General features: G+C 63.4%; 18 protein-coding genes. 12 read left to right on the top strand and 6 right to left on the bottom strand.

Annotated elements, in window-relative coordinates:
• Positions 1–63: 63 nt before the first annotated feature.
• From NKI21_RS00090 to NKI21_RS00075, 4 genes are all read right to left on the bottom strand, one after another.
• Positions 64–1,320 (bottom strand): Hsp70 family protein, encoded by a 1,257-nt coding sequence (locus NKI21_RS00090; RefSeq protein ID WP_352864036.1) that lies wholly within the window; start codon positions 1,318–1,320, stop codon positions 64–66.
• Positions 1,321–1,589: 269 nt separating this feature from the next.
• Positions 1,590–2,381 (bottom strand): TIGR02186 family protein, encoded by a 792-nt coding sequence (locus NKI21_RS00085; protein WP_027161734.1) that lies wholly within the window; start codon positions 2,379–2,381, stop codon positions 1,590–1,592.
• Positions 2,381–3,304, bottom strand: a complete 924-nt coding sequence (locus tag NKI21_RS00080; RefSeq protein ID WP_023811359.1) for a sulfite exporter TauE/SafE family protein — start codon at positions 3,302–3,304, stop codon at positions 2,381–2,383. Before NKI21_RS00080 ends, NKI21_RS00085 begins: the two co-directional genes overlap by 1 nt.
• Before the next feature lie 191 nt (positions 3,305–3,495).
• Positions 3,496–7,557, bottom strand: a complete 4,062-nt coding sequence (locus tag NKI21_RS00075; RefSeq protein ID WP_352461275.1) for a peptidoglycan-binding protein — start codon at positions 7,555–7,557, stop codon at positions 3,496–3,498.
• Between the two features lie 454 nt (positions 7,558–8,011).
• Here NKI21_RS00075 and NKI21_RS00070 point away from each other — a divergent pair, with 454 nt between their 5' ends.
• The 8 genes from NKI21_RS00070 to NKI21_RS00035 all read left to right on the top strand — a co-directional run bounded on the left by NKI21_RS00070 (position 8,012) and on the right by NKI21_RS00035 (position 17,584).
• Positions 8,012–8,470: a MerR family transcriptional regulator gene (locus NKI21_RS00070; protein ID WP_128304373.1), complete on the top strand. Its 459-nt coding sequence runs from the start codon at positions 8,012–8,014 to the stop codon at positions 8,468–8,470.
• 270 nt (positions 8,471–8,740) lie between these two features.
• Complete coding sequence (locus NKI21_RS00065) at positions 8,741–10,552, top strand: acyl-CoA dehydrogenase (protein ID WP_352439632.1); 1,812 nt, start codon at positions 8,741–8,743, stop codon at positions 10,550–10,552.
• 121 nt (positions 10,553–10,673) lie between these two features.
• Complete coding sequence (locus NKI21_RS00060; protein WP_023811355.1) at positions 10,674–11,843, top strand: acyl-CoA dehydrogenase family protein; 1,170 nt, start codon at positions 10,674–10,676, stop codon at positions 11,841–11,843.
• A gap of 33 nt (positions 11,844–11,876) precedes the next feature.
• Entirely contained in the window at positions 11,877–13,085 is a 1,209-nt protein-coding gene (locus NKI21_RS00055) for an acetyl-CoA C-acetyltransferase (RefSeq protein ID WP_352439631.1), read from the top strand.
• 14 nt (positions 13,086–13,099) lie between these two features.
• The gene (locus NKI21_RS00050; protein WP_352439630.1) at positions 13,100–15,319 is read left to right on the top strand and encodes a 3-hydroxyacyl-CoA dehydrogenase NAD-binding domain-containing protein; all 2,220 of its coding nucleotides are present in this window, start codon (positions 13,100–13,102) and stop codon (positions 15,317–15,319) included.
• Between the two features lie 65 nt (positions 15,320–15,384).
• On the top strand, positions 15,385–15,939 hold the full coding sequence (locus NKI21_RS00045) for a thioesterase family protein (RefSeq protein ID WP_023811352.1): 555 nt from the start codon (positions 15,385–15,387) through the stop codon (positions 15,937–15,939).
• Positions 15,940–16,054: 115 nt separating this feature from the next.
• Positions 16,055–16,723 (top strand): S24 family peptidase, encoded by a 669-nt coding sequence (locus tag NKI21_RS00040; RefSeq protein ID WP_352439629.1) that lies wholly within the window; start codon positions 16,055–16,057, stop codon positions 16,721–16,723.
• 9 nt (positions 16,724–16,732) lie between these two features.
• Complete coding sequence (locus tag NKI21_RS00035; RefSeq protein WP_352439628.1) at positions 16,733–17,584, top strand: thermonuclease family protein; 852 nt, start codon at positions 16,733–16,735, stop codon at positions 17,582–17,584.
• Here the strand turns inward: NKI21_RS00035 and NKI21_RS00030 are convergent.
• The gene (locus NKI21_RS00030; RefSeq protein WP_352439627.1) at positions 17,550–19,196 is read right to left on the bottom strand and encodes a lysine--tRNA ligase; all 1,647 of its coding nucleotides are present in this window, start codon (positions 19,194–19,196) and stop codon (positions 17,550–17,552) included. The genes NKI21_RS00035 and NKI21_RS00030 overlap by 35 nt on opposite strands.
• Before the next feature lie 123 nt (positions 19,197–19,319).
• Here NKI21_RS00030 and NKI21_RS00025 point away from each other — a divergent pair, with 123 nt between their 5' ends.
• Positions 19,320–19,769 carry a tellurite resistance TerB family protein gene (locus tag NKI21_RS00025; RefSeq protein WP_352673608.1) on the top strand — a complete coding sequence of 150 codons (450 nt, stop codon included), beginning with the start codon at positions 19,320–19,322 and terminating at the stop codon, positions 19,767–19,769.
• Positions 19,770–19,830: 61 nt separating this feature from the next.
• Here the strand turns inward: NKI21_RS00025 and NKI21_RS00020 are convergent, their stop codons facing one another.
• Positions 19,831–20,679 carry an ABC transporter substrate-binding protein gene (locus tag NKI21_RS00020; RefSeq protein ID WP_352439625.1) on the bottom strand — a complete coding sequence of 283 codons (849 nt, stop codon included), beginning with the start codon at positions 20,677–20,679 and terminating at the stop codon, positions 19,831–19,833.
• Between the two features lie 248 nt (positions 20,680–20,927).
• Here NKI21_RS00020 and NKI21_RS00015 point away from each other — a divergent pair, with 248 nt between their 5' ends.
• The 3 genes from NKI21_RS00015 (at position 20,928) to NKI21_RS00005 (ending at position 23,158) form a co-directional block, all read left to right on the top strand.
• Positions 20,928–21,659 carry a helix-turn-helix transcriptional regulator gene (locus NKI21_RS00015; RefSeq protein ID WP_352439624.1) on the top strand — a complete coding sequence of 244 codons (732 nt, stop codon included), beginning with the start codon at positions 20,928–20,930 and terminating at the stop codon, positions 21,657–21,659.
• Between the two features lie 96 nt (positions 21,660–21,755).
• Positions 21,756–22,394 carry an acyl-homoserine-lactone synthase gene (locus tag NKI21_RS00010; protein WP_013533650.1) on the top strand — a complete coding sequence of 213 codons (639 nt, stop codon included), beginning with the start codon at positions 21,756–21,758 and terminating at the stop codon, positions 22,392–22,394.
• A 14-nt stretch (positions 22,395–22,408) separates the two neighbouring features.
• Positions 22,409–23,158 carry an enoyl-CoA hydratase-related protein gene (locus NKI21_RS00005; protein WP_013533649.1) on the top strand — a complete coding sequence of 250 codons (750 nt, stop codon included), beginning with the start codon at positions 22,409–22,411 and terminating at the stop codon, positions 23,156–23,158.
• The last annotated feature ends 131 nt before the right edge of the window (positions 23,159–23,289 follow it).

Here is a 23,289-nt window from a genome sequence, read left to right as displayed (position 1 = left end):
CACCGGAAGCGCAGGTACCAGCCATTTGCAGGCCGGCATCACCTGAATATCAATGGACCCTGATCAGCCGAACTTCCGTTGGGCATCTAGCGCCAGCCCAAGTCCGACCGAGCCGAACATGTCGCCTTCGATGACGGACGCCTGCGGCACCAGCGACAGGATTTCTCGTCTGGCCAGCGGGATCGCGGTCGATCCGCCAGTCAGGAACACCGCGGTGATGTCGGATGGCTTCACCTGGGCGTCACGGATGGTCTGCGCCACCGTTGCTGTGACACGCTCGATATCCCTGGCGATCGTGGCATCCAGCCCGTTGCGCGTGATTTCGGCGGCGAACTCCGCACCCGGCAGCGTCACCACGACATCTGCGGACGATCTGTCGGTCAGCTGTATCTTGGCCTTCTCGACGAGTGCCGCCAGCGCGTGTCCATAGCGGTGTTCGACGATGTGGATGAAACGGCCGACCAGGTCGGCGCGCTCGGCCTCGTAGCGGATCTGGCGCAGATGCGTCATCGCCCTGGCGGTGTAGACCAGATTGATGCGCTGCCATGTCGCCAGATCGATGAAGTAGCTTGCCGGCAGATTGCGCTTGCCGTCCTTGGTTGGCGTCAAATAGCCGAGCTGCGGCATCACATGGGCGATGCTCAGCTGCCGATCGAAATCCGTGCCGCCGATGTGGACGCCCCGGCTGGCCAGGATGTCGTCCTTGCGGTCGAGCGACCGGGAGCGCTGCGGTGAAACGCGCACGATCGAGAAGTCCGACGTGCCGCCGCCCATATCGATTATCAGCGCCAGTTCCTCGCGCGTCACCTTCTGCTCGTAGTCGAGCGCCGCCGCGATCGGCTCGAACTGGAAAGCGATGTGCTTGAAGCCCTGGGCACGCGCGGCGTTCTCGAGTTCGCTTTGCGCCTTCGCGTCGGCCTCGGCATCGTCATCGACGAATTGCACCGGCCGGCCAAGCACGACGGTCTCGACCGTATCGCCGGCATCTGCTTCCAGCCTCTTCTTGAGATGGCCGAGGAACATGCCGACGATCTCCATGAAGCCGATCGACCGCGATTTGATGCGGGTCTTTTCATGGGCCAGCGAACTGCCGAGCACGCTCTTCAGAGAACGCATCAGCCCGCCTTCGACGCTGTCGGTGTAGTTGGCGATGGCGTGGCGGCCAAAGCAGGTGCGGTTGTCCTCGAAGTTGAAGAATACGGCACTGGGTAGCGTCACCTGGCCGTCCTCAAGCACGACGAGCCGCGGCTGCCCGTTGCGGACCACGCCAACGGTGGAGTTCGAAGTCCCGAAGTCGATGCCGCCGAAGGCTGGTCGCATGACAAGTTCCTGTATTTGTCGTCGGCGAGCCGACAGGCGCCGAGAAATCGCGCGCTGCCCGGGGACAGGCTGCTCTGCCGAACCGAATTGTTTGTGTCTGCCATTTGGTTGGGGAGCGCGGTCTACCGCATGCCTCGGCAAAGGGAAACCACTTTTCGGGGAAAGTTCTGAAGTGCGTCGCGTTTTAGCGGGGTAACCCGACGCACTTCAGGTCTTGATTCGATGCATGTCGTTCTCCCAAAACCGGGGCCACTTTTGGGCGACATGCATTAGTCCCGCCGGAAGATCAGCCTTCCAAGCCAGCCAGTCAGCATGGCCAGCGATATCGCGAAGACGCCATAGAGGAACGAATAATTGTGCGCGACACGGAAGATCGACTGTTCGAAACCGGATTTGCGGATTTCGAGCTGGGCCGAGCTTTCCTTGATGAACAGGCCGCTCTTGAACAGGAACGCGCGGGCTTTATGGGTTCCAACTGGCACATTCGGTGCCAGCCTGACGGTGGCGCGGAAAAGGTTCTGCGACAAAAATTGCACGCCGCCGACATTCTCGCTGTAGAGGCCGGTCGCCGACTTGCGCTCCCGCAGTGCCGCCGTGAACTCCTCGATCGTCGCCGGGCTGTCGCCGGCATCGGCGGGCTGCATATAGAGGTTGGAGGCGCCGAGCGACAGCTGCTTGTAGCTGTTGGGTTCGGTGATGTCCTGCAGCGGCCGCGTCGTCGCCACCGAATAGGAGACGGGCACGTTTTCGAAGGTCTCGGAGTCCAGATTGACCCAGACGCCGAGCACCCTGTCCTTGCGGCGCACCACCACCGGCTTGGGCGGACCTTCGAGCACGACGATGACGTCGTAACGGCCTTGGCGCGCGACGAGTGGATCCGGGTTTTCCAGCGAACCGAAGATGGTCAGGTCGGCCCCGGAAAAGCCGGCGGTGATCGAGACGTTGTCGGTGGAGAGCCCGATCTGGATGCCTTCGGTCAGCGGGACCTGTGCCTTCGCCGGCACGGCGGCCGCAAGCAGCGACAGGACAATGGCGGTTGCGAATGTGTTGCGAGCCCTCATCAGTTGAGGCCCGCGGCAGACAGCGAATAGAGGTTGGGCGGGGTGACGAACAGATCGATCGCCAATCGTATCGCCACCGCCAGCACGAGCAGCGCCAGCAACGCCCTGAGCTGCTCGCCGCGCAGCCTCTGGCCGGCCTTGGCGCCGTACTGCGCACCGGCGACGCCGCCCGCCATCAGCAGGAAGGCCAGCACGACATCGACCGTCTGGTTGGTGGTGGCGTGGACCAGCGTCGTATAGGCGGAGGTGAAGATGATCTGGAACAGCGAGGTGCCGATGACGACGTTGGTCGGCACTTTCAGCAGATAGATCAGTGCCGGCACCATGATGAAGCCGCCGCCGACGCCCATGATCGACGACAGGAAGCCGATACCGGCGCCAAGGCCAAGTACGGGGATGACGCTGACGAACAGTTTTGACGCCCTGAACCGCATCTTCAGCGGCAAGCGGTGGATCCAGTTGTGCTGGCCGGATTTCTTCAGCACCGGCGCCGCACCGCTGCGCGTGGCGCGTAGCGCATTGACGCTTTCGACCAACATCAGCCCGCCGACGGTGCCGAGCAGCACGACGTAGAGCAGCGAGATGAACAGGTCGAGCTGGCCGAGGCGGCGCAGGAAGGCGAAGACGTAGATGCCGCCGGTGGAGCCGACAATGCCGCCGGCCAGCAACACCCCGCCGAGCTTGAAATCGAGCGTACCGCGCTTCATGTGCGAAAGGACGCCGGAGACGGAGGAGGCGATGACCTGGTTGGCGCCGGTGGCGACCGCGATCGCCGGGGGTATGTTGTAGAAGATCAAGAGCGGCGTGATGAGGAAGCCGCCGCCGACGCCGAACATGCCCGACAGGAAACCCACCGCCGCGCCCATGGCCAGCAGGACGAAGATATTGACGGAAATTTCCGCGATCGGGAGATAGATGCCCACCCGTCAGTCTCGATCAGTTCTGCCGTCGGCGAATGCAACCGTTGCGGGCATCTTGGACCGACAAGCCAATTCGTTCTTGCGCCGGAGGTGCTGCGAAGTCAAACCGCGCTACGCCGCCGAAACAAAAAACATCTCAATCAGTTAACAGGCGAATGTGTGGCAGAGGCGTCGTGGAAACGACGCCTCCGCCGTTATTTGCGCGCCAGCAGCGCCTTGACCAGTTTTTCATCGACTTCGCCGGTCGCCGGCATCTTGTTGTCGGTCTGGAAAGCCATGATCGCGGTCTTCGTCTTCTGGCCCATCTTGCCGTCGGCGCCGCCGGCGTCGTAGCCGTTCTTGTTGAGAATGCGCTGGATGTTCTGGACGGCCTTCTTCATGTCGATGCTGGCTGTCGTCTGCGGTGTGCCGTCCTGCCAGGATTCAGGAATGTCGGCCGAATTGGCCGCCGCATCCAACGGCTTGGCCTTCCACAGCTCAGTCGCGGCGCGGGCGCGTTCGAGCTGCTCGGGCCGCAGCGCATTGGCGATCTCGTCACGCTTGGCCGCCGCATCCTTGTCGCCGGTCTTGGCGACAAGCGCGAACCATTTGTAGGATTCCTCGAGGTTCTGTTTCATGCCGACGCCCTTAGCGGCGAGGATGCCGAGGTTGAACTGGCTGTCCTTGACGCCGACATCGGCCGCCGCCTGGAACCAGTGCGCGGCCGATTCATTGTCGGTCACGCCGTCTGCCGCCATGGCGAACAGGACGGCTAGATTGTGCATGCCGCTGGCGTTGCCCTGTGCTGCGGCAAGCTGGTACCAGGTCTTCGCCTTCTTGATGTCGCGCGCGACGCCGACGCCCTTTTCGTAGAAATTTCCGATGCGGTATTCGGCCGGCGCGAAGCCGAGTTCCGCCGATTTCTCGTACCACTTGGCCGCTGCCGCCATGTCTTCCTTGACGCCGCGCGACTCGGCATAGCGCGAGCCGATTTCGAACAGCGCCTTGGCGTCGCCGCCGGCGGCGGCATCACGCAAGGCGGGCGGGCCGGCGTCAGCGGGAATGTCGAACTTTGCCGTCGTCGCCGGCGAAGCGTCCACCGGCGGAACCGCGCCCGTGGTGTCCTTGGCGATGGTCGGCTCTGCCGCCATAGGCTGGATGCCGGTGTCGGTATCGGCAGCTTCCGGGGCGACCGGAACGGTCGAGGGCGGCGCAGCCGGGGCTGTTGTCTCGGACACCGCTGGGTTCGCATCGGCCGATGTGGCCAAGGCGACGGGCGCCGGAACCGGCTCGGCGGTCGGCGCGGCACCCATCGACGGCTCGGCGCCTGACGGCGTGGCAATCATGCTTTGCGCGGCCATGTCGTCCTTGGTTGCCGGTGCGGACGGCTCGGCCTGTCTGACGGCATGGTCCGGCGCGCTTTCCACTGCCGCGGGCTGCGCGTCCGTCTTTGGCTGGCTCGCGGCATCGAGCGAGGCGGTCTGCACCGGCTGCGAGGCGACGATCGGCGCGACATCGTTGCTCGCCACCTGGGCCGGATCAGCGAAGAAGGCCTTGCCCAGTTGCAGAGCGCCCAGCGCCAGCAGGATCGCGGTTGTCCCCATCAGGATTGGCTTGCGCCGTGCCTTGAGCAGGTCGCCGATCCGCAGCGCCTTCACCGGTCCGGTCACCGTCGACTGGCGCTTCAGCGCATCGGCCTCGGCGGCCGCGGCCTGCGCCGCGCGCCGGGCCGCGGCGATGAAATCCGATTTGGCGGCATCGGTGTCGCTGGGCTTGGCCGGCTGGCCGCGCTCGTCACGCACGCGCTTCATGATGGCATTGAGGTCAGGTGCGCCGGAGCCGGGCTCCAGCGGCCGGTTGGCCATTTTCGGATCGAGCGGCTCGTCGAGATCGACGCTCGGGATCGGGGCACTCGGCGCCGAGCCGGCCAGTGGCGGCATGTCCGCCTCCTTCTTGCCCTTGAAGGCGCGAGCCAGGCCACCGAACAACGACTTGCGGCCGCCTGCCTGTTCGCCTTTCTCGGCGATCGTGTCCGAACCGAGCGCGGCCATGGCAGCCGCCGCCGCAGCCTCGGCAGGCGTGCGCGTGCCGATACCAATACCCAGGTCGCCACGCGTACCCAGGTCGCCACGCGTACCCAGGTCGCCACGCGCACTCGGCTCGTTGCGCAGGATGGCGGCGGCACGGCCATCGAGATCGGCCATGTCCCCGGTCAATGGCAGGGGCTGATCGATATCCATCGACGGCGCGTCGACAGCCATTTTGGGCCGCCGGGCGCCGCGCCAGTTGCTCGGCTCGGCCGGTGCCGCATCCAGCAATTCGCTCATCGCCTCGACCGGCTCGCCGGGTTCGAGCGAACCTAGCCGGTCGACGATCTTGAGCAACGTGTCGTGGATGGCCTCGAACGTTCTCGAATTGCGCTCGTCGGAGCGCCGCGTCAGCGTTTCAAGTGTCTTCAAATCCTGGGCGAGGCCGGAAACCGCGGTCGTATTGGCGCTCGAACCGGCCAGCGATTGCACTGCGTTCTCGGCCGCTTCGCGCGCCGCGCCAAGGATGGAATCGCGGGTTCCTGCGAGCGACTTTTCAATTTCGTTGAGACGCGGGCTGATGTCCTCGAATTCCGGCAGCGGGGTGCTGGGCTTGGAAAGATGAGCGGACAGGCCGGCAACCTGTGCTTCCAGGCTGCGGATCAGCGCCGGATCGATGCCGGCGACCTGTGCGGCCGACGCGTCCAGCCGGCTTGAAATGTCTTCGAGCCGGCTCTCCAGGCCGCGGATCGCGGCTTCGCCCGCGGGATCGGGCACACGCGTTTCCATACGCTTGGCGAGCGCCGTAAAGCGGGCATCGATGGCTTCCATGATGCCGGCGCTGTCGACCTGCGGCATGCGCTGGTCGAGCCTGTCGGCAACCTCGTCCAGTCTGCGCTCGAGATCGCGGAACAGCATGTTGCCCTGTTCGATGGCGTCACCCTGGCGGCGTTCCATCATGCTCGACAGCACGTCGAAGCGCTGCTCCAGCCCATGGAAGATGTAGTCGGCGTCAGGCATGGCGGGCGCCTGGTCGATCTTGTCGGCGATGAGTGCGATCTGCTTGGCCAGGCGCTCCATCGCCTGCTCGGGCAGATTGGCGCGACCGCCGAGCTCGTCGACCCGACCGGACAGCGTGCTCAGCCGGTCCATGACCGCGTTGCCTGGACGATCCTGCGCCACTTCCTCGATCTGGCTGGCAAGCGAGTCGATCCGCCTCTCGATGCGCTCGAAAGCCTCGTGGTCGAATGAATTGGCTTGCGCCGCGACCGTGGATGCGACGATGGCGCGGGAGATCTCGTCCAGCCGCTCGTCGATCATGCCAAGTGTGTCGCTGCCGCGATTGTCCTGCTGGCTGGCGAAATGGTCGACAGCGCCGGCAAGCGTGCGCACCTTCTCCTCCAGCGAGCGCAGCGACAACGATTCCGGCAAATTGTTGACGGCATTGCTGATTTGCTCCAGCCGGGCCGTCAGAGCAGACAGGCCCGGGTCGTCCGAGCGCTTGCGCTGGTCGGCGTCGACGCGGTCTTCGAACGCCGTCCAGCGGCGATCGAAATCGTCCCAGCGGCGGTCGACCTTCTGCACGCTCTCTTCGCGTGCCAGCGTGTCGAGTGCGGCTTTGACCTGTTCGAGTTCGAGCCGCAGCATGTTGACGCTTCTGTCGTCGCTCTTCTCGGCCAGGGTCTGGATGGCGCCCGAAAGCCGCTCGAACTCAAGGCCGAGTTCAGCACTGCCCTTGGCCAAAGCACCGGGCCTTGCGCCTGACTGGAAAGCCCGCTCGATGTCCTTGCGCAGCGCTTCGAATTCCCGCTGCAGACCTGCGGTCATCTGGTGGCGCAGTTCCTCGCGCATGCCGCGCAATTCGCCGGCGATCTTGCCGACCATGGCAACGCCATCCTCCTGGCCGCGCACGCGATCGATATCGCGGGCAATGGCCTGGTAATTCTGCTCGAAAGCGGCGGCTCCCTGCAGCGGGCTCTTCGGACGCGGCGCGGGCTGCGGGTCCTCATACCAGCGCTGCTGGCCAGAGGGCCGGGCGGCGGGATAGCGCGCGTCGGCAGCATATTGGCGGGGATCGGTTTGGCGCAGATCTGGTTGGCGGGGATCGGGACGTGCCATCGGATCCTCGCGCGTCCGCTCCAGCCGCTGCTCCAGCGTCTCCAGCGACTGGTTCAACTGCTCGAGCGTGGTCTGCGGCCTGCGCTGCCTGCCGGCATTGAGTGTATCGAGATAGGACCGCTTGCTGTTCATCGGTGCGTCCGTCTTTCAGAATGGCTGGCTCGCGGCCAGTTCCCCCAGGTCCCTATCGGAACGAAGGCGACCGGCGGCGATGCCGCGGCGGAAGACGAGCTTCCCGGGCTCTCGCCCGCGCTCCGAAAAACCGTGAAAAATTCGATACAGGATAAACACGGGTAGCCGACGCGCCCACATTTCCCCCAACGTGGTAAACAACGCGTTAACCAAACTTAAGAAATTGAAAGGATGTCGGCTGCTGGCCTGACGGTGCGGCATAAAGGGCGGCGCGCAGAACGCCCTTGCGTCATCATGCGGCAATCGGTATAGAATTGACGTAAACGTAAAAGGCGCATTGAGCGCATGTTTGCGATTTGTTTGTTGAAACCACGACTGGAAGCAGGCCCCCGCTTCCAGTCAGGCGACGCACGGTCCGGGACCGCGACGCCACCAGACGGGGAAGCCAGTGACCATGAAGCTTATCTCGGCCGGCGAGACCGCGGCCAATACCAATATGTCTGCCGAAGCCGGCGAGGACCTCGTCCGCATCGGCGAGATGGCGAAGAAATATGGAGTGACGCTGCGCACGCTGCGTTTCTACGAAGACAAAGGCCTGCTCAACCCGCAGCGCGACGGTTCGACCCGTCTCTACACGCGCCGCGACAAGGCCCGCCTCAAGCTGATCCTGCTTGGCCGCAAGGTCGGGTTCTCGTTGCGCGACGTCAAGCAGATGATGGATCTCTACGATCCGACCGGTTCAAACACCAAGCAGCTCAAGCTTGCGCTGGACAAGTCGGAAAAGCAGCTTGCCCGCCTGCAGAAGCAAAAGGCGCTGATCGACGACGCCATCAACGAGCTGAGCGGCTCGATGTCGGCGGTGCGACAGATGCTGAGCGAGCGTTCGGCACCGCAGGCGAGCGCCGCCAGCTAAGTCCTCCGCCAATTGTCTGACGATCAAAGCCGCGTGGCCTGCCACGCGGCTTTTCGTTGTCCTGGCCCACTCTTATGGCCTTTCGGCGCTGGCTTGCGCAACGTCGCGCCGCTACGCTCATTGCTCCAGTGGGCGGGGAATCTTGTCGCATCGAAAAAATTGACGTTTACGCACACGTCAATTTTTGCTATCCGCTCCCAATATGGGTCCGCATGCCGCCCTGGCCTGTCTTGGGGGTATTCGGACCGGGTTTGCAGGGTGGAGAAAAGCATGCCGACATACAGGGCTCCGGTCCAGGATACGCTGTTCGTGCTCAACGAGGTTCTGGGTTATCAGCGTTATTCGAACCTTCCCGGATTTGCCGATGCCACGCCCGATGTGCTCGAGGCGATCCTCGCCGAAGGCGCCAAGCTCGCCGAAAACGTCATGCATCCGCTGAACCGTGTCGGCGACATGGAAGGCTGTGTGCGTCACGACGATGGCTCGGTGACCACGCCGAAAGGCTTCAAGGAGGCCTTCGACCAGTATCGTGAGGGCGGCTGGATGGGATTGGCCGCACCCGTCGAGTTCGGCGGCCAGGGCCTGCCCTATGCCGTGCACACCGCTGTCGCCGAATATATGGTCTCGGCCAATATGTCCTTGATGATGTATCCGGGCCTGACGCAGGGTGCGATCGCCGCGATCATCACCCACGGCACCGACGAGCAGAAGGCGACATGGTTGCCGAGGATGATCGAGGGTGCCTGGACCGGCACCATGAACCTGACAGAGCCGCATTGTGGCACGGATCTCGGCCTGTTGCGGACAAAGGCGGTGCCGAACGGCGATGGCACCTATAAAATTTCAGGCCAGAAGATCTTCATCTCGGCCGGCGAACACGACATGTCGGACAACATCGTCCATCTGGTTCTGGCCCGCATCGAGGGCGCGCCGGAAGGCGTCAAGGGCATCTCGCTGTTCATCGTGCCGAAGCTCAAGCTCGACCCGTCGGGCAATCCGGGCACCAGGAACACCGTCTCCTGCGGCTCGATCGAGGAGAAGATGGGCATCCATGGCAATTCGACCTGCGTCATGAACTATGACGAGGCTGAGGGCGCGCTGCTCGGCGAGGCCAATGGCGGCCTGAAGGCGATGTTCACGATGATGAACGAGGCGCGCCTCGGCGTCGGCCTGCAGGGGCTTTCGCTGTCGGAGATCGCCTACCAGAACGCCGTGTCCTACGCCAAGGACCGTTTGCAGGGCCGCTCATTGTCGGGGCCGAAGGCGCCGGACAAGAAGGCCGACCCGATCATCGTCCATCCCGACATCCGCCGCAGCCTGATGACCATGAAAGCCTTCAACGAGGCCGGCCGCGCGCTGGCGCTGTGGACGGCGATCAAGTCCGATGTCGCTCACCGCTCGGGTGACGACAAGGACCGCCAGGCCGCCGACGACTACACCGGCCTGATGACACCGGTGGTCAAGGGCGTGCTCACGGACAAAGGGTTCGACCACGCCGTCATGGCGCAGCAGGTGTTCGGCGGTCACGGCTACATAGAAGAGCATGGCATGAGCCAGTTCGTGCGCGATGCCCGCATCGCCATGATCTATGAAGGCGCCAACGGCATCCAGGCGCTCGACCTCGTCGGCCGCAAGCTCGGCCTGAATGGCGGCCGCGCCGTGCAGGCCTTCTTCAAGGAGGTCGGTGAGTTCTGCGAGGAGAACCGCTCCGACGAGAAAATGGCGCCATTCACCAAGGCGCTGAAGAAAGGTCTTAACGATTTGCAGGCGGCGACCATGTGGCTGGTGCAGAACGGCATGGCCAAGCCCGACAATGCCGGTGCGGCCTCGACCGACTACATGCATCTCTTCGGCCTGGTTGCTCTGGGCTATATGTGGGCGCAGATGGCCAAGGTGGCACTTGGCAAGACGGGCGCCAATGGCGCGCAATCCTCTTATGAAAACAACGTGGCTTTCTACGACAACAAGGTCGTGACGGGGCGCTTCTTCATGGAGCGGATCATGCCGGAGACGTCGGCGCATCTCGCCCGCATTTCGAGCGGCGCCGACACATTGATGGCACTGCCGGCGGAAGCGTTCTAAAGATGACCTGCGTCCCCCTCCCTCTCGAGGGGAGGGTGGCCCGAAGGGCCGGGAGGGGTCGTTGCGGCAGTGCGCCGACTTCAGCTTCGATGATGCATCTCGGGAGGAGTATCATACCAGCATGACCAACCCAGCTGAAATCCTTGGCCTTCCGAAGCCCGCCTGGGCGGCGGACGAGGTCGGCATGCTCTACGACATGGCGCATCGCTTCATGTCGGAGGAGATCGCGCCGCGCTACGACGAGTTCGAGAAGAACGAGATGGTCGATCGCGAAAGCTGGCTGAAGGCAGGTTCCGCCGGCCTGCTCTGCGCCTCGATGCCGGAGGAATATGGCGGCTCCGGCGGCACATTCGCGCATGAGAGCGCTATCATCGAGGCCATCGGCCATGTCGGTGTCGACGGGTTCGGCATCGGCCTGCACAATTCGATCGTCGCCCCTTATATCCTCCACTACGGCTCCGAGGAGCAGAAAAAGAAATGGCTGCCGAAACTGGCGACCGGCGAGCTGATCGGCGCCATCGCCATGACCGAGCCCGGCGCCGGCTCCGACCTGCAGGGCGTCAAGACGCGGGCGCAGAAGGATGGCAACCAGTACAAGATCAACGGTTCCAAGACCTTCATCACCAATGGGCAGCTTGCGAACTTCATCATCGTCGTCACCAAGACCGATCCGGAGAAGGGCGCCAAGGGCACCTCGCTGATCGTCGTCGAGACCGATGAGGTCGAAGGTTTTCAGCGCGGCCGTAACCTCGACAAGATCGGGCTCAAGGCCAACGACACGTCGGAGCTGTTCTTCAACGACATGCGCGTGCCGACCTCCAACCTGCTCGGCCACGAGGAAGGGCAGGGCTTCGTACAGTTGATGCAGCAACTGCCGCAGGAGCGACTGCAGATCGGCACCGGTGCCATCGCCATGATCGAGCGGGCGCTGGCGCTGACTATTCGTTACGTCAAGGAGCGCAAGGCGTTCGGCAAGGCGATCATCGATTTCCAGAACACCCAGTTCAAGCTGGCCGAACTCAAGACCGAGGCCACCATCGGCCGCGTCTTCTACAATGATTGCGTCACCCGCCACATCGCCGGCGGCCTCGATCCTGTGACCGCGTCGATGGCCAAGTACTGGCTCAGCGACCTGCAGGGAAAAGTCGTCGACGAATGCCTTCAACTGCATGGCGGCTATGGCTACATGAATGAATATCCGATCGCCCGCATGTTCCGCGACGCTCGCGTCCAGCGCATCTACGGCGGCACCAATGAGATCATGAAATTGCTGATCGGCCGCTCTCTCTGAGGGCAACGACCGGCAAACCCGAGGAGCAAGCAAATGGCTGAAGCTTATGTCTATGACGCTGTGCGCACACCGCGCGGCAAGGGCAAGAAGGACGGATCGCTGCACGAGGTGCCGGCGGTGCGGCTTGCCGCCAAGACGCTCGAGGCGCTGCGCGACCGCAATGGGCTCGACACCGGCAATGTCGATGACATCATCTTCGGCTGCGTCGATCCGGTCGGCGAAGCCGGCTCGGTCATTCCGCGCGCCGCCGCCTTCGAGGCCGGCTACGACACCAAGGCGCCCGGCATGCAGATCTCACGCTTCTGCGCTTCCGGGCTCGACGCCATCAATTTCGGCGCCGCCAAGATCGCGCAGGGCGCCGATGAGATCGTCATTGCCGGCGGCGTCGAATCGATGTCGCGTGTCGGCATGGGCGCCTCGGGCGGCGCCTGGTTCATGGATCCTTCGGTCGGCCTGCCCGGCTGGTTCGTGCCGCAAGGCATCTCGGCCGACCTGATCGCCACCAAATACGGCTTCAGCAGAGACGACGTCGACGCCTATGCGGTCGAGAGCCAGAAGCGCGCCGCCAAATCCTGGGCCGATGGCCGCTTCAAGAATTCCGTCGTCCCGATCAAGGACCAGAACGGCCTGACCATCCTCGACCATGACGAACACATGCGCCCGTCCACCGACATGCAGTCGCTGGCCTCGCTCAACCCGTCCTTCGTCTTGCCAGGCGAAATGGGCGGCTTCGATGCCGTCGCCGTGCAGAAGCATCCCGAGGTGGAAGAGGTCAATCACGTCCATCATGCCGGCAATTCCTCCGGCATCGTCGATGGCGCCGCCGCCGTGCTGCTCGGTTCGAAGAAGGCGGGCAAGGCGATGGGGCTGAAGCCGCGCGCCCGCATCCGCACCTTCGCCAACATCGGCTCCGAGCCGGTGCTGATGCTGACCGGCCCGGTCGACGTCACCGAGAAGCTGTTGAAGCGCGCCAAGATGAAGCTCTCGGACATCGACCTGTTCGAGCTCAACGAAGCCTTCGCTTCGGTGGTGCTGCGCTACATGCAGGCGTTCGACATCGATCACGACAAGATCAACGTCAATGGCGGTGCTATCGCCATGGGTCATCCGCTCGGCGCCACCGGCGCGATGATCTTCGGCACGGTGCTGGACGAACTCGAGCGCCGCGATCTCAACACCGCTCTGGTGACGCTGTGCATCGGCGCTGGCATGGGAACCGCAACCATCATCGAACGCGTCTGACGGGGAGAGAAACGATGAGCTACACCAATTTCACCCTCGACATCGACGCCGACGGCATTGCGCTGGTCACCTGGGACATGCCTGGCCGCTCGATGAACGTTTTCACCGAAGAGGCGATGCGGGAATTGAACGCCATTGTCGACAAGGTGGCTGGTGATGCCGCCATCAAGGGCGCCGTGATCACTTCCGGCAAGGATACCTTCTCCGGCGGTGCAGACATCACCCTGCTGCAGAAGATGCTGACGACCTTCGCTGCGGAAAAGGGCAAGGACGCCGAAAAGGCGACCAAGGCGCTGTTCGACAATGCCGGCATGATGACCGGCCTGTTCCGCAAGCTGGAAACTTGCGGAAAGCCGTGGGTGTCGGCGATCAACGGCACCTGCATGGGCGGCGCCTTCGAATTGTCGCTCGCCTGCCACGGCCGTGTCGCCGCCGACAGCGACAAGGTAAAAATGGCGCTTCCCGAGGTGAAGATCGGCATCTTCCCCGGCGCCGGCGGCACCCAGCGCGTACCGCGGCTGACCGATCAGCAGCAGGCGCTGCAGATGCTGACCTCCGGCCAGACACTGTCGCCGCAGAAAGCCAAGTCTATGGGCCTGATCCATGAGATCGCCGAGCCGGTCAGACTGGTCGAGACCGCCAAGGCGATGATCAGGAATGGCCTGAAGCCGGTGGCGCCATGGGACGAGAAAGGTTTCAAGCTGCCCGGCGGCCCGATCTACTCGGTGGCGGGCGCCAATCTGTGGCCACCGGCCATCGCCATCCTGCGTCGCGAGACCTACGGCAATTATCCGGCCGCCGCCGCGATCCTCAAATGCGTCTATGAAGGCCTGCTGGTGCCGTTCGACACCGCCTTGCGCATCGAGCAGCGCTATTTCACCGAGATCATGCAGACCAGGGAAGCGGCGGCGATGATCCGCTCGCTGTTCGTGTCGCTGCAGGAACTGAACAAGGGCGCCCGCCGCCCGGCCGGCGTGCCGGAAACCAAATTCAAGAAGATCGGCATTCTCGGGGCCGGCTTCATGGGCGCGGGCATCGCCTATGTCACCGCCAAGGCCGGCATCCCGGTGGTGCTGCTCGACCGTGATCTGGAGTCGGCGACCAAGGGCAAGGCGCATTCCGACGGCCTGATCTCGGATCAGGTTAAGAAGGGCCGCGCCAAGCCGGAGGACAAGGACAAACTGCTGTCGCTGATCACGCCGACGGCGGACTATGCCGACCTTGCCGGCTGCGATCTGGTGGTCGAGGCCGTTTTCGAGGATTCGAGCGTGAAGAAGAGCGCCACCGAACAGGCGGAAGCCGTGCTGAAGCCATCGGCGATCTTCGCGTCGAACACCTCGACCATTCCGATCACCGGCCTGGCGAAGAATTCTGCGCGGCCGAAGAATTTCATCGGCATCCATTTCTTCTCGCCGGTCGACAAGATGATGCTGGTCGAGATTATTTTGGGCAAGAAGACCGGCGACAAGGCGCTGGCCACCGCGATCGACTTCGTTCGCGCCATCAAGAAGACGCCGATCGTCGTCAACGACACGCGCGGCTTCTACGTCAATCGCTGCGTGCTGCGCTACATGTCGGAAGCCTACAAGATGCTGATCGAGGGCGTTCCCGCGCCGATGATCGAGAACGCGGCGAAGGCAGCCGGCATGCCGGTCGGCCCCCTGGCGCTGACCGACGAGACCGCCATCGACCTTGCCCAGAAGATCATGAAGCAGACCATCAGGGATTTGGGCGACAAGGCGGTCGATCCCAAGCAGATGGCGCTGATCAACACCATGGTCGACGATCACGGCCGCTTCGGCCGCAAGAACGGCAAGGGTTTTTACGATTACCCGGCAAAGCCCGCCAAGAAGAAGCTGTGGCCGGGCCTTAGGGATCTCTATCCGCAGCTTGCACCCGAGAAGGTCGATTATGGGGAACTGCAGCAGCGGCTGCTGGTCACCATCGCGCTGGAAGCGGCGCGGGTGATGGAAGAAGGCATCGTCACCGACCCGCGCGAGGCCGATGTCGGCTCGATCCTCGCTTTCGGCTTCGCTCCCTACACCGGCGGTGCGCTGTCCTACATCGACGGCATCGGCGCCAAGGCGTTCGTCAAGATCGCCAAGAACCTGCAGAAGAAATACGGCGCCGAGTTCAAGGCACCCAAGCTGCTGCTCGACATGGCCGAGAAGGGCGAGACCTTCTACCAGCGCTTCGATCCCTATGCGAAAGGCGACGTGAAGCAGGCAGCCTGACGCATGGGTAAAATCAGGAGTCTTACAGCGTCCTTTGCGCGTCCAAGAGGACGCGCGGCGCTGTAATGTATGTCTGGGCGCGCATGGTGCGCATGATGGCCACGGCACGCAGCCGTGGCCCCTATGTGATGGGCGGCGAAGGCCGGCTGGCTTTCCGCTGCCTGCCGACCGACATCGATTTCAACATCCATCTCAACAATGCGCGCTACATGATGCTGGCCGATCTCGGCCGCATCGACCTGTTTGTTCGTGCAGGCCTCATCACGCTGGCAAGGAAGAATGGCTGGGCGCCGATGATGGGCGGACTGCAGGCGGTCTATGCACGCGAGATCAGGCTGTGGCGCCGCTTCGAAGTGGTGTCCTCGATCGAGACCTGGGAAGGCACCCAGGTTGTCGGCAAGCACCGCTTCGTCCTCGACAATGGCGAGACGGCCGCGTTGATCCTGACGACAGCCGGCGTCTACGATCGCAAGGCTCGCAACTTCCTTGAGATTGACGAGGTCGTTGCGGCACTTGGTCGTGCCGTGAACCCGCGGCCACCGACGCAAACGGAGCGGATTTTCATGACATCGCACCAGGGTCTGCGCAGCTTGGCCAAGGGCGTCGATCGATCCCGGTAATCGGACTTTCCGCGATCGACGGGAACGTTTGCAACCACTCCACGACCGGTGGACAAAACGACATTCCAAGACTAGAAGGGAAAGGTATTTTTTCCTGCACCGAAGGAGAGCGAGCATGCTCTCGCACGACCGAGTCTGGGCTGCCATCGATGCTCTTGCCAAGCGCTATTCGCTTTCGGCCTCGGGTTTGGCCAAGCGTGCGGGGCTCGATTCCACTGCCTTCAACAAGTCGAAGCGTTTGTCGTCGGATGGCCGGCCGCGCTGGCCCTCGACCGAATCACTGGCCAAGATCATCGAGGCGACGGGCGCCTCACTCGACGAATTCACCAGTCTGATCGAAGGCCGGCCCGGGATCAGCAATGGTGCTTCGACCAGCAATGCCGCTTCGGTCGCCCGCAGAAGCTCCGTGCCGTTGCTCGGCTTTGCCCAAGCCGGCGCAGGCGGCTTCTTCGACGATGCCGGCTTTCCAGTCGGGCAGGGTTGGGATCTGGTCGAACTGCCGGCGCAATCGACCGAGAGCTCCTACGCGCTGCAGGTGCAGGGCGATTCCATGCTGCCGCTCTACCGCAATGGCGACGTCCTCATCGTCGAACCGGGCGCCGTCACCCGCAAGGGCGATCGCGTCGTTGTCAAGACCACATCAGGTGAGGTGATGGCCAAGGTGCTCGAGCGCCAGAGCGTCAAGTCGATTGCGCTGGTCTCGCTCAATCCCGATCATCCCGACCGCGACATTCCCATGCGCGATGTCGAGTGGGTGGCACGGATTGTCTGGGCAAGCCAATAGGTCAGGCTGGTGCGGCTTCTCCATCATGCGCTGGCGGTTCTGTTGCTCCCTGTGATGGCGGCCATGGTCGTCGCTGGCGGTCGCACGCTGAAAGGAAGCGACAGCGTCGTCACGGTGGACCAGCTTGATCCGGGCGCCGATACGATGGCGCAGCAGGCTGCCGGGACGGTGCCGCGGGAGCCGGCCACCTCAGCCATGGCAGCTCCACAGCCGCCGAAGCCGGGGCCGCATTCAAGGGCAATCGATCCCGAAATCGTCGCGCCGCCGGAACTGCCCGCCGACGGGCTTGAACGGGTCGAGCCGCGCGAGCCGTTGAGCAAGCTCGCGCTGGCTGTGCCGCCCAAGCCGAAAATGCCCGACGATTGGAACGGCACAAAGCTGTTCCAGCCGGTTGCGCCGGCCGCCGGCCTGATCGAAGCGAAGGGCTATTCGGTCGCGGTTTCCGGTATCGACATCGTGAGGCAGGACGAGACCTGCAGCGAGGACGGCAAGTCCTGGCCGTGCGGCGTCCGGGCGCGGACGGCGTTCCGCGCCTTCTTGCGCGGCCGCGCGGTGGTCTGCACGGTGCCGCCACAAGGTGGCCGCGACCTGATCGCAGCCGAGTGCCGGATCGGCAAGCAGGATGTCGGTCAGTGGCTGGTCGAAAATGGCTGGGCGCGCGCCGCCAAGGGCGGCCCCTATATCGAGGCCGGCGACAAGGCGCGCACGGCGAAGAAGGGCATTTTCGGATCGGCGCCCGATCTGTCCGGCATGCCGGCGATGCCGGCCGCGCCCGGCCCGGCGCCTCAGGCGCCGGGTTCGATCCTCGAAGAGGTCGATGGCGTGCTCAAGCCAGCTGACCAGCCAGCGCCCGCTCAATGAGCGCACGTGTCTCGGCAACGCCATAGAGTGCTGCGAACGAGCCGAAGCGCGGGCCGCGCTCCTGGCCGATCAGCACCTGGTAGATCATCTGGAAGAAGGCGCCCGATACGCCGGGGCCGCCTTCCGGGCTCTGCTTGGAATGATCCTGATAGCGCTCGATCCTGCGTGCGACATTGAGAGAGGCGTTCTGGATCGCTTCGCCGCTGGCGTCCGTCGGCAGCGCGCCAAGCGCTTCGTCGAGGGCTGCCAGCGCCTCGCGCTCGACCTCGTCGGCGGGCCGGAAGGTTTTCGTCGGCTTCACGAAATCGTCGAAATAGCGGATCGCATGGCCGACCAGCCGGTCGAGCTCGGGATGCGTCTTTGGCGTCACGCCTTGCGTATGACGTGAAATGAACCCCCACAGCACATCCTTGTTCTGCGCGTTGGAGGCGCTGACCAGATTGAGCAGCAGCGAGAACGGCACCGGCATGTCGATCGCGGGCGGGTTGCCGTCATGCATATGCCAGACCGGATTGCCCAGCCGTTCCTTCCAGTCCTGGCGGGGATAGGCGGCCAGGAACGTATAGTATTCGTCCACGGCCCGCGGGATGACGTCGAAATACAGCTTCTTGGCCTGCCGCGGCCGCTGGTACATGTAGAGCCCGAGGCTTTCGGTCGGCGCATAGGTCAGCCACTCGTCGATGGTCAGCCCGTTGCCCTTCGACTTCGAGATCTTCTGGCCGTTCTCGTCGAGGAACAGTTCGTATACGAAATGCTCCGGCGCCCGTCCGCCCAGAATGTTGCAGATGCGGTCGTAGACCACCGCATTGGTCTGGTGGTCCTTGCCGAACATTTCGAAATCGACGCCAAGCGCTGCCCAGCGCATGCCGAAATCCGGCTTCCACTGCAGCTTCACGCGGCCGCCGGTGATCGAAAGGGTGGTCTCGGTGCCCTCGTCGTCGAAGGTGATGGTGCCGGCCTCGGCGTCGACATGCTTCATCGGCACGTAAAGCACCCGGCCGCTCTTCGGCGAGATCGGCAGGAATGGGCTGTAGGTCGCCTGCCGCTCGGGCCCGAGCGTCGGCAGCATCACCGCCATGATCTGCTCATAGCGTTCGGCGGCGCGCTTGAGCATCGCATCGAAACGGCCGGCCTTGTAGTATTGCGTCGCGCTGGCGAACTCGTAGTCGAAGCCGAACGTGTCGAGGAAGCGGCAAAGCATCGCGTTGTTGTGGTCGGCGAAGCTCGCATAGTCGCCGCCGAAGGGGTTGGGGACCGACGACAGCGGCTTGTGCAGATGCGGCTCGAGCGCGGCGCGGTCCGGCACGCTGTCGGGTATCTTGCGCATGCCGTCCATATCGTCGGAAAAGCACAGCAACTTGGTCGCGACCTTGTCCTGCGTCAGGACGCGGAAGGCATGGCGCACCATCGAGGTGCGCGCCACCTCGCCGAACGTGCCGATATGCGGCAGGCCGGACGGCCCGTAGCCGGTCTCGAACAGGACTGTTTGCGGGAAGTCGGCGCCTTTGTAGCGCTCGATGATCTTTTTGGCCTCCTCGAACGGCCACGCCTTGCTTTCGGTCGCGGCCGCCAGTAGCTCGGGGTTGAGATCGATGATGTTTGATCCCGCCATGTCACAGTTTTCCAAATCATTTGCCGGCCCGAAGGCGGGCCGCAGCAAGGGTTTTTCAACCGGTCTCTAGGCGTGCAGCGCCGGAGCGTCAACGCGTGCGGCGCTTTTTCCTTGCGGTGCAGAATGGGCGTTCCTAACTTCGAGGTCCGGTTCGAGGAGAAAAAATTGCCGACACCTCATGAAGCCCTGATCTATCTGATGGTCATCACCTCGGCCTCCGACCGCGACATGACCGATGTCGAACTGGCGCGGATCGGCGAGGTCGTCCGCTCCTGGCCGGTGTTCGAGGACTTCAACCACGACAGGCTTGTCGGCGTCGCCCAGGACTGCCAGAAGCGCCTGCACGAAAAGCATGGGCTGGAGGGCGTGCTGGCTGAAGTCGCCGAGGTCTTGCCTGAGCGGCTGCGCGATACCGCCTATGCCGCCGCCTTCGAGGTTGCCGCCGTCGACCTCGAAATGCGCATGGAAGAGGTGCGGGTGCTGCAGCTGATCCGGCGGCAGCTCGACCTCGACACGCTGACGGTTGCTGCCATCGGCCGCGCGGCCAAGGCGCGGCTGCGCACGATGACCTGAAAGTCCTTGGCCGGGCGTTGTTGAGATTCGGCTCAGGCCGGCAAAGCTGACCGGAACCGGATCAGAAAAAGCTCACCGGAAAATAGCGCAGATAGAATTCCGCGAACGTGCCTTTCATCGAAATTTCCTGCAGCGCGTAATCGATCGCGGCGGCCAGCGCCGGATTGTCCGCTTTGGTGGCGATGGCCATGCCAGTGCCCAGATATTCGGGCGCCAGATAGGGCCCGCCGGCAAAGCGGCAGCAGCCCGCCGCGTCCGAGCCGCCCAGCCAGAAAGCCAGGCGCATGCCGTCGCCGAAGGCGGCGTCGACCTTGCCGGCCTTGAGATCGGCATAGAGGTCTTCCGGCCTGTCGAAAGGGATGACCTGAACCGTGCTGAAATAGTCGCGCAGCATGCGCTCATGCGCCGAGCCTGATATCACGCCGACACGCTTGCCGTGCAATTCGTCAAAGATGGGCTCGGTCAGTGCCTTGCTCTTCGGCATGATGAAGCGCGCTGGAAACTGTAGATAGGAGCGCGAGAATGCGTAGGTCGTGCGCGATTCCGGTGTTGCGGCGATGCCGGCGATGATCGCCTCGCCTTCGCCTTTGCGCAGTGCGCCTTCCAGCTCGGCCCAGGGCAGGGCCTGGATCTGGCATTTTTCGACAATGCCAAGCTCGGCGCAGATGGCGCGTGCCAGATCGATATGGAAGCCGGACAGCTTTCCCGCACCGTCGAGGAAGTTGAAGGGCGGGAAGTCCGTGGTGGTCAGGAATCTCAGCCGGGGCAGCGTCGAAAGGTCTGGTTTGGGCAGCCGCTCCTTGGCATCCCACAGCATCGGAACCTGAGGCGCCGCGGCGCGCGCGCCGTCGGCGAACGACAGCAATCCGATCAGCATCGCAAAGGCGAAGGATCTCCACCGGAACGCCAAGATAAAACTCCGCCACAGTCGTGCTCGCACCGGTTTTGGTACGAAAATGGTACAGGCACAATGGTTTTTGATTTCAACCCGCCGATTTCAGGATATGATTCAACCGGTTTGCAAATCAGCTCCGGCCGCCTCGGTGAGGGAAGCCACAAAATAAGTATGCGATTTGCAATCCGTGGTCGGTGGCGAAGTGTAAATCAGGCACGCATCATTGGCCGCAATGCACGAGGCAACATGGGGTTGATGTTGCGATGGGTCAGTTCGATCGCACGCTGGAATACATAGACCAACTGCAGCACGCCGCAACGGCGGCGGCGGTCTGTGAAAGGCTGCTGGGCATAACATCGGATTTCGGCCTCACCGCGCTGATGGCGGGAACCGTACCGCAGCCAGGCACGCCGGCCGGCCAGCAAAAGCAGCATGTGCTTCTCTGCGATTGGCCGGGAGAGTGGCTGGAACGCTATGTCGCGCGCAACTATGTCGATCATGACCCAGTCGTCAGCCATATGAAACAGTTGCAGGCGCCCTTCCAATGGCACGAGGCGTCGCAGGGCATCCGGATCGACAAGAGCAGCGGCGAAGTGATGGGCGATGCCGGCGCCTTCAAACTGCGTGATGGATTGGCCTTTCCGTTGATCACGCTCGACGGCCAGATCGTCATGGTGTCGCTCGGCGGCGAGGCCGTGGAATTGTCCGTCGCCGAATTCGGCCAGGTGTCGCTGGTCTCGACCTACGCGGTCGGCCGCGCCATGCAACTCCACACCATGGCGAACAGCATCATCGATCATATCGTGCTGACGCCGCGCGAGCGCGAATGCCTGCAATGGGCCGCCGTCGGCAAGTCCGAATGGGAGATTTCGCAAATCCTCGGCATTTCCGAACACACCTCGGAGAAACATCTTCTTAACGCCAAAAGCAAACTAGGTGCCGTCAACAGGGTGCAGGCCGTCGCGGAAGCGATACGGCGCGGCTACATTAGTTAGGTCGGCCGTGCCGACCTGGAATTTTTGCCTACGCGATCACGCAATTTTCTCATCAAAGCACGGCCGTATCTTCCTCTGAACGCAGGAGACGGCGGAATGCTTTTTTCCCTTACAACCCAGGAATTGATGGAACGTCCCGACCTTTGGGAGGCCGTCCATCGGTTGCGCTACAAGATATTCGTCGAAGAGATGGGGTGGGATGACCTCAGGCGCCCCGACGGGCTCGAACTCGACCAGTTCGATCACGACGAGGCGGTCCATCAGATCGTCATCAGGGGCGGTGAAGTGGCGGGTTATCAGAGGATGTTGCCGACGACGCGGCCACATCTGCTGACCGAGGTCTTGACCGATCTTTCCGAAGGAACGCCGCCATCAGGTCCAAACATCTGGGAATTGACCCGCTACGCGGTGGCTCCCGGTTTTCGAGACGGCCGTCGCGGCGTTTCGACCGTCGGCACCGAACTGATTGCCGGTTTCGTCGAGTGGGGGCTGAAGCGCGGCGTCGACAAGGTGATCATCGAGTTCGAGCCGATGTGGGTGCTGCGCGCCTTGCAACTGCATTTCCTGGCGACCCCGCTGGGCTATCAGCGCACCTATGGCAACCAGCAGGTCGTCGCCACCTTGCTGACCTTCAACGAACACACCCTCGATGTGGTGCGGTCGCGCCGCAATCATTTTGCTCCCGTGCTGGCCAGGGGATATCCCGACATGCTCGGGCAAAGGCGTGCGTCATGAGATCGGAGACAGCCATGAGCACACACCCGCAACCTGAACTTCGCAACCACACGCTGGTGGTCACCGTGTCGTCGAGCGACGGCCGGCCGGTGCTGGACAGGAGGGCCTATGAAAGCCTGGCAAGGACCTTCCATGAAGCCGCCGACAATGAGGAGGTTCGCGTCGTCGTGCTGCGCGGCCTGGCAGGCTGTTTCTGCCTGGGCGGCGACTTCTCCGAATTCCTCGACGCCACCAAGCACCAGAAACTGATCGCCGCCGTCACCGACCTGTTCCGCACGCTGGCGACGTTTCCAAAGCCCATCCTTGCCTGCGTCGATGGCGATGCCGTCGGTGTCGGCTGCACCATCCTGTTCCATTGCGACATGGTGATCGCGTCCGATGAGAGCACGTTCAGGGTGCCGTTCGTCGATTTCGGCCTGGTGCCGGATGCGGCGACCAGCATCCTGGCGCCGCAGAAGCTCGGCTATGCCGGTGCCTTCCGCTTCTTCTGCCTCGGCGACACGCTTCGCGCCGAAGATGCCAGGGCGCTCGGCCTTGTCGCGGAGATCGTGCCGGGAGGCACCGTCGAGGAGGCGGCCCTCGGCCGGGCAAGACAACTCGTCAAGAAGCCGGTCGCCGCCTTGCTGCAGACGCGCGGCCTGCTGAAGGGGAACACCGAGGCCCTCTGCGACCGCATCGATCAGGAGATTTCGCTTTTCCAGCAGGCGCTGCAGGACGACACCACGCTGCGGCGATTGCAGCGCATCGCCCGGCTCGCGGCCTGAGCGAAAGCAACGCGCCGCGGGGGGCACGCCAGCCGGGCCCCCAGCCGGCAAAAAACGGAGACAGGGCAATAGAGCCCCAACCCGGAGGAATTATTTGGTTATGTAACGCTATATTTTTGATACTGACAGCA

It is taken from the genome of Mesorhizobium sp. M0715, from assembly GCF_040320355.1.
In the GTDB taxonomy this organism is placed as follows: Bacteria; Pseudomonadota; Alphaproteobacteria; order Rhizobiales; family Rhizobiaceae; genus Mesorhizobium.
This window is presented reverse-complemented; position numbering and strand designations above follow the sequence as displayed.

Bases quoted from the DNA above. Each gene is read 5' to 3' on its own strand.
- NKI21_RS00090 (WP_352864036.1), bottom strand. From the start codon at position 1,320: ATGCGACCAGCCTTCGGCGGCATCGACTTCGGGACTTCGAACTCCACC.
- NKI21_RS00085 (WP_027161734.1), bottom strand. From the start codon at position 2,381: ATGAGGGCTCGCAACACATTCGCAACCGCCATTGTCCTGTCGCTGCTT.
- NKI21_RS00075 (WP_352461275.1), bottom strand. From the start codon at position 7,557: ATGAACAGCAAGCGGTCCTATCTCGATACACTCAATGCCGGCAGGCAG.
- NKI21_RS00070 (WP_128304373.1), top strand. From the start codon at position 8,012: ATGAAGCTTATCTCGGCCGGCGAGACCGCGGCCAATACCAATATGTCT.
- NKI21_RS00065 (WP_352439632.1), top strand. From the start codon at position 8,741: ATGCCGACATACAGGGCTCCGGTCCAGGATACGCTGTTCGTGCTCAAC.
- NKI21_RS00060 (WP_023811355.1), top strand. From the start codon at position 10,674: ATGACCAACCCAGCTGAAATCCTTGGCCTTCCGAAGCCCGCCTGGGCG.
- NKI21_RS00055 (WP_352439631.1), top strand. From the start codon at position 11,877: ATGGCTGAAGCTTATGTCTATGACGCTGTGCGCACACCGCGCGGCAAG.
- NKI21_RS00050 (WP_352439630.1), top strand. From the start codon at position 13,100: ATGAGCTACACCAATTTCACCCTCGACATCGACGCCGACGGCATTGCG.
- NKI21_RS00045 (WP_023811352.1), top strand. From the start codon at position 15,385: ATGTATGTCTGGGCGCGCATGGTGCGCATGATGGCCACGGCACGCAGC.
- NKI21_RS00040 (WP_352439629.1), top strand. From the start codon at position 16,055: ATGCTCTCGCACGACCGAGTCTGGGCTGCCATCGATGCTCTTGCCAAG.
- NKI21_RS00030 (WP_352439627.1), bottom strand. From the start codon at position 19,196: ATGGCGGGATCAAACATCATCGATCTCAACCCCGAGCTACTGGCGGCC.
- NKI21_RS00025 (WP_352673608.1), top strand. From the start codon at position 19,320: ATGGGCGTTCCTAACTTCGAGGTCCGGTTCGAGGAGAAAAAATTGCCG.
- NKI21_RS00015 (WP_352439624.1), top strand. From the start codon at position 20,928: ATGGGTCAGTTCGATCGCACGCTGGAATACATAGACCAACTGCAGCAC.
- NKI21_RS00010 (WP_013533650.1), top strand. From the start codon at position 21,756: ATGCTTTTTTCCCTTACAACCCAGGAATTGATGGAACGTCCCGACCTT.
- NKI21_RS00005 (WP_013533649.1), top strand. From the start codon at position 22,409: ATGAGCACACACCCGCAACCTGAACTTCGCAACCACACGCTGGTGGTC.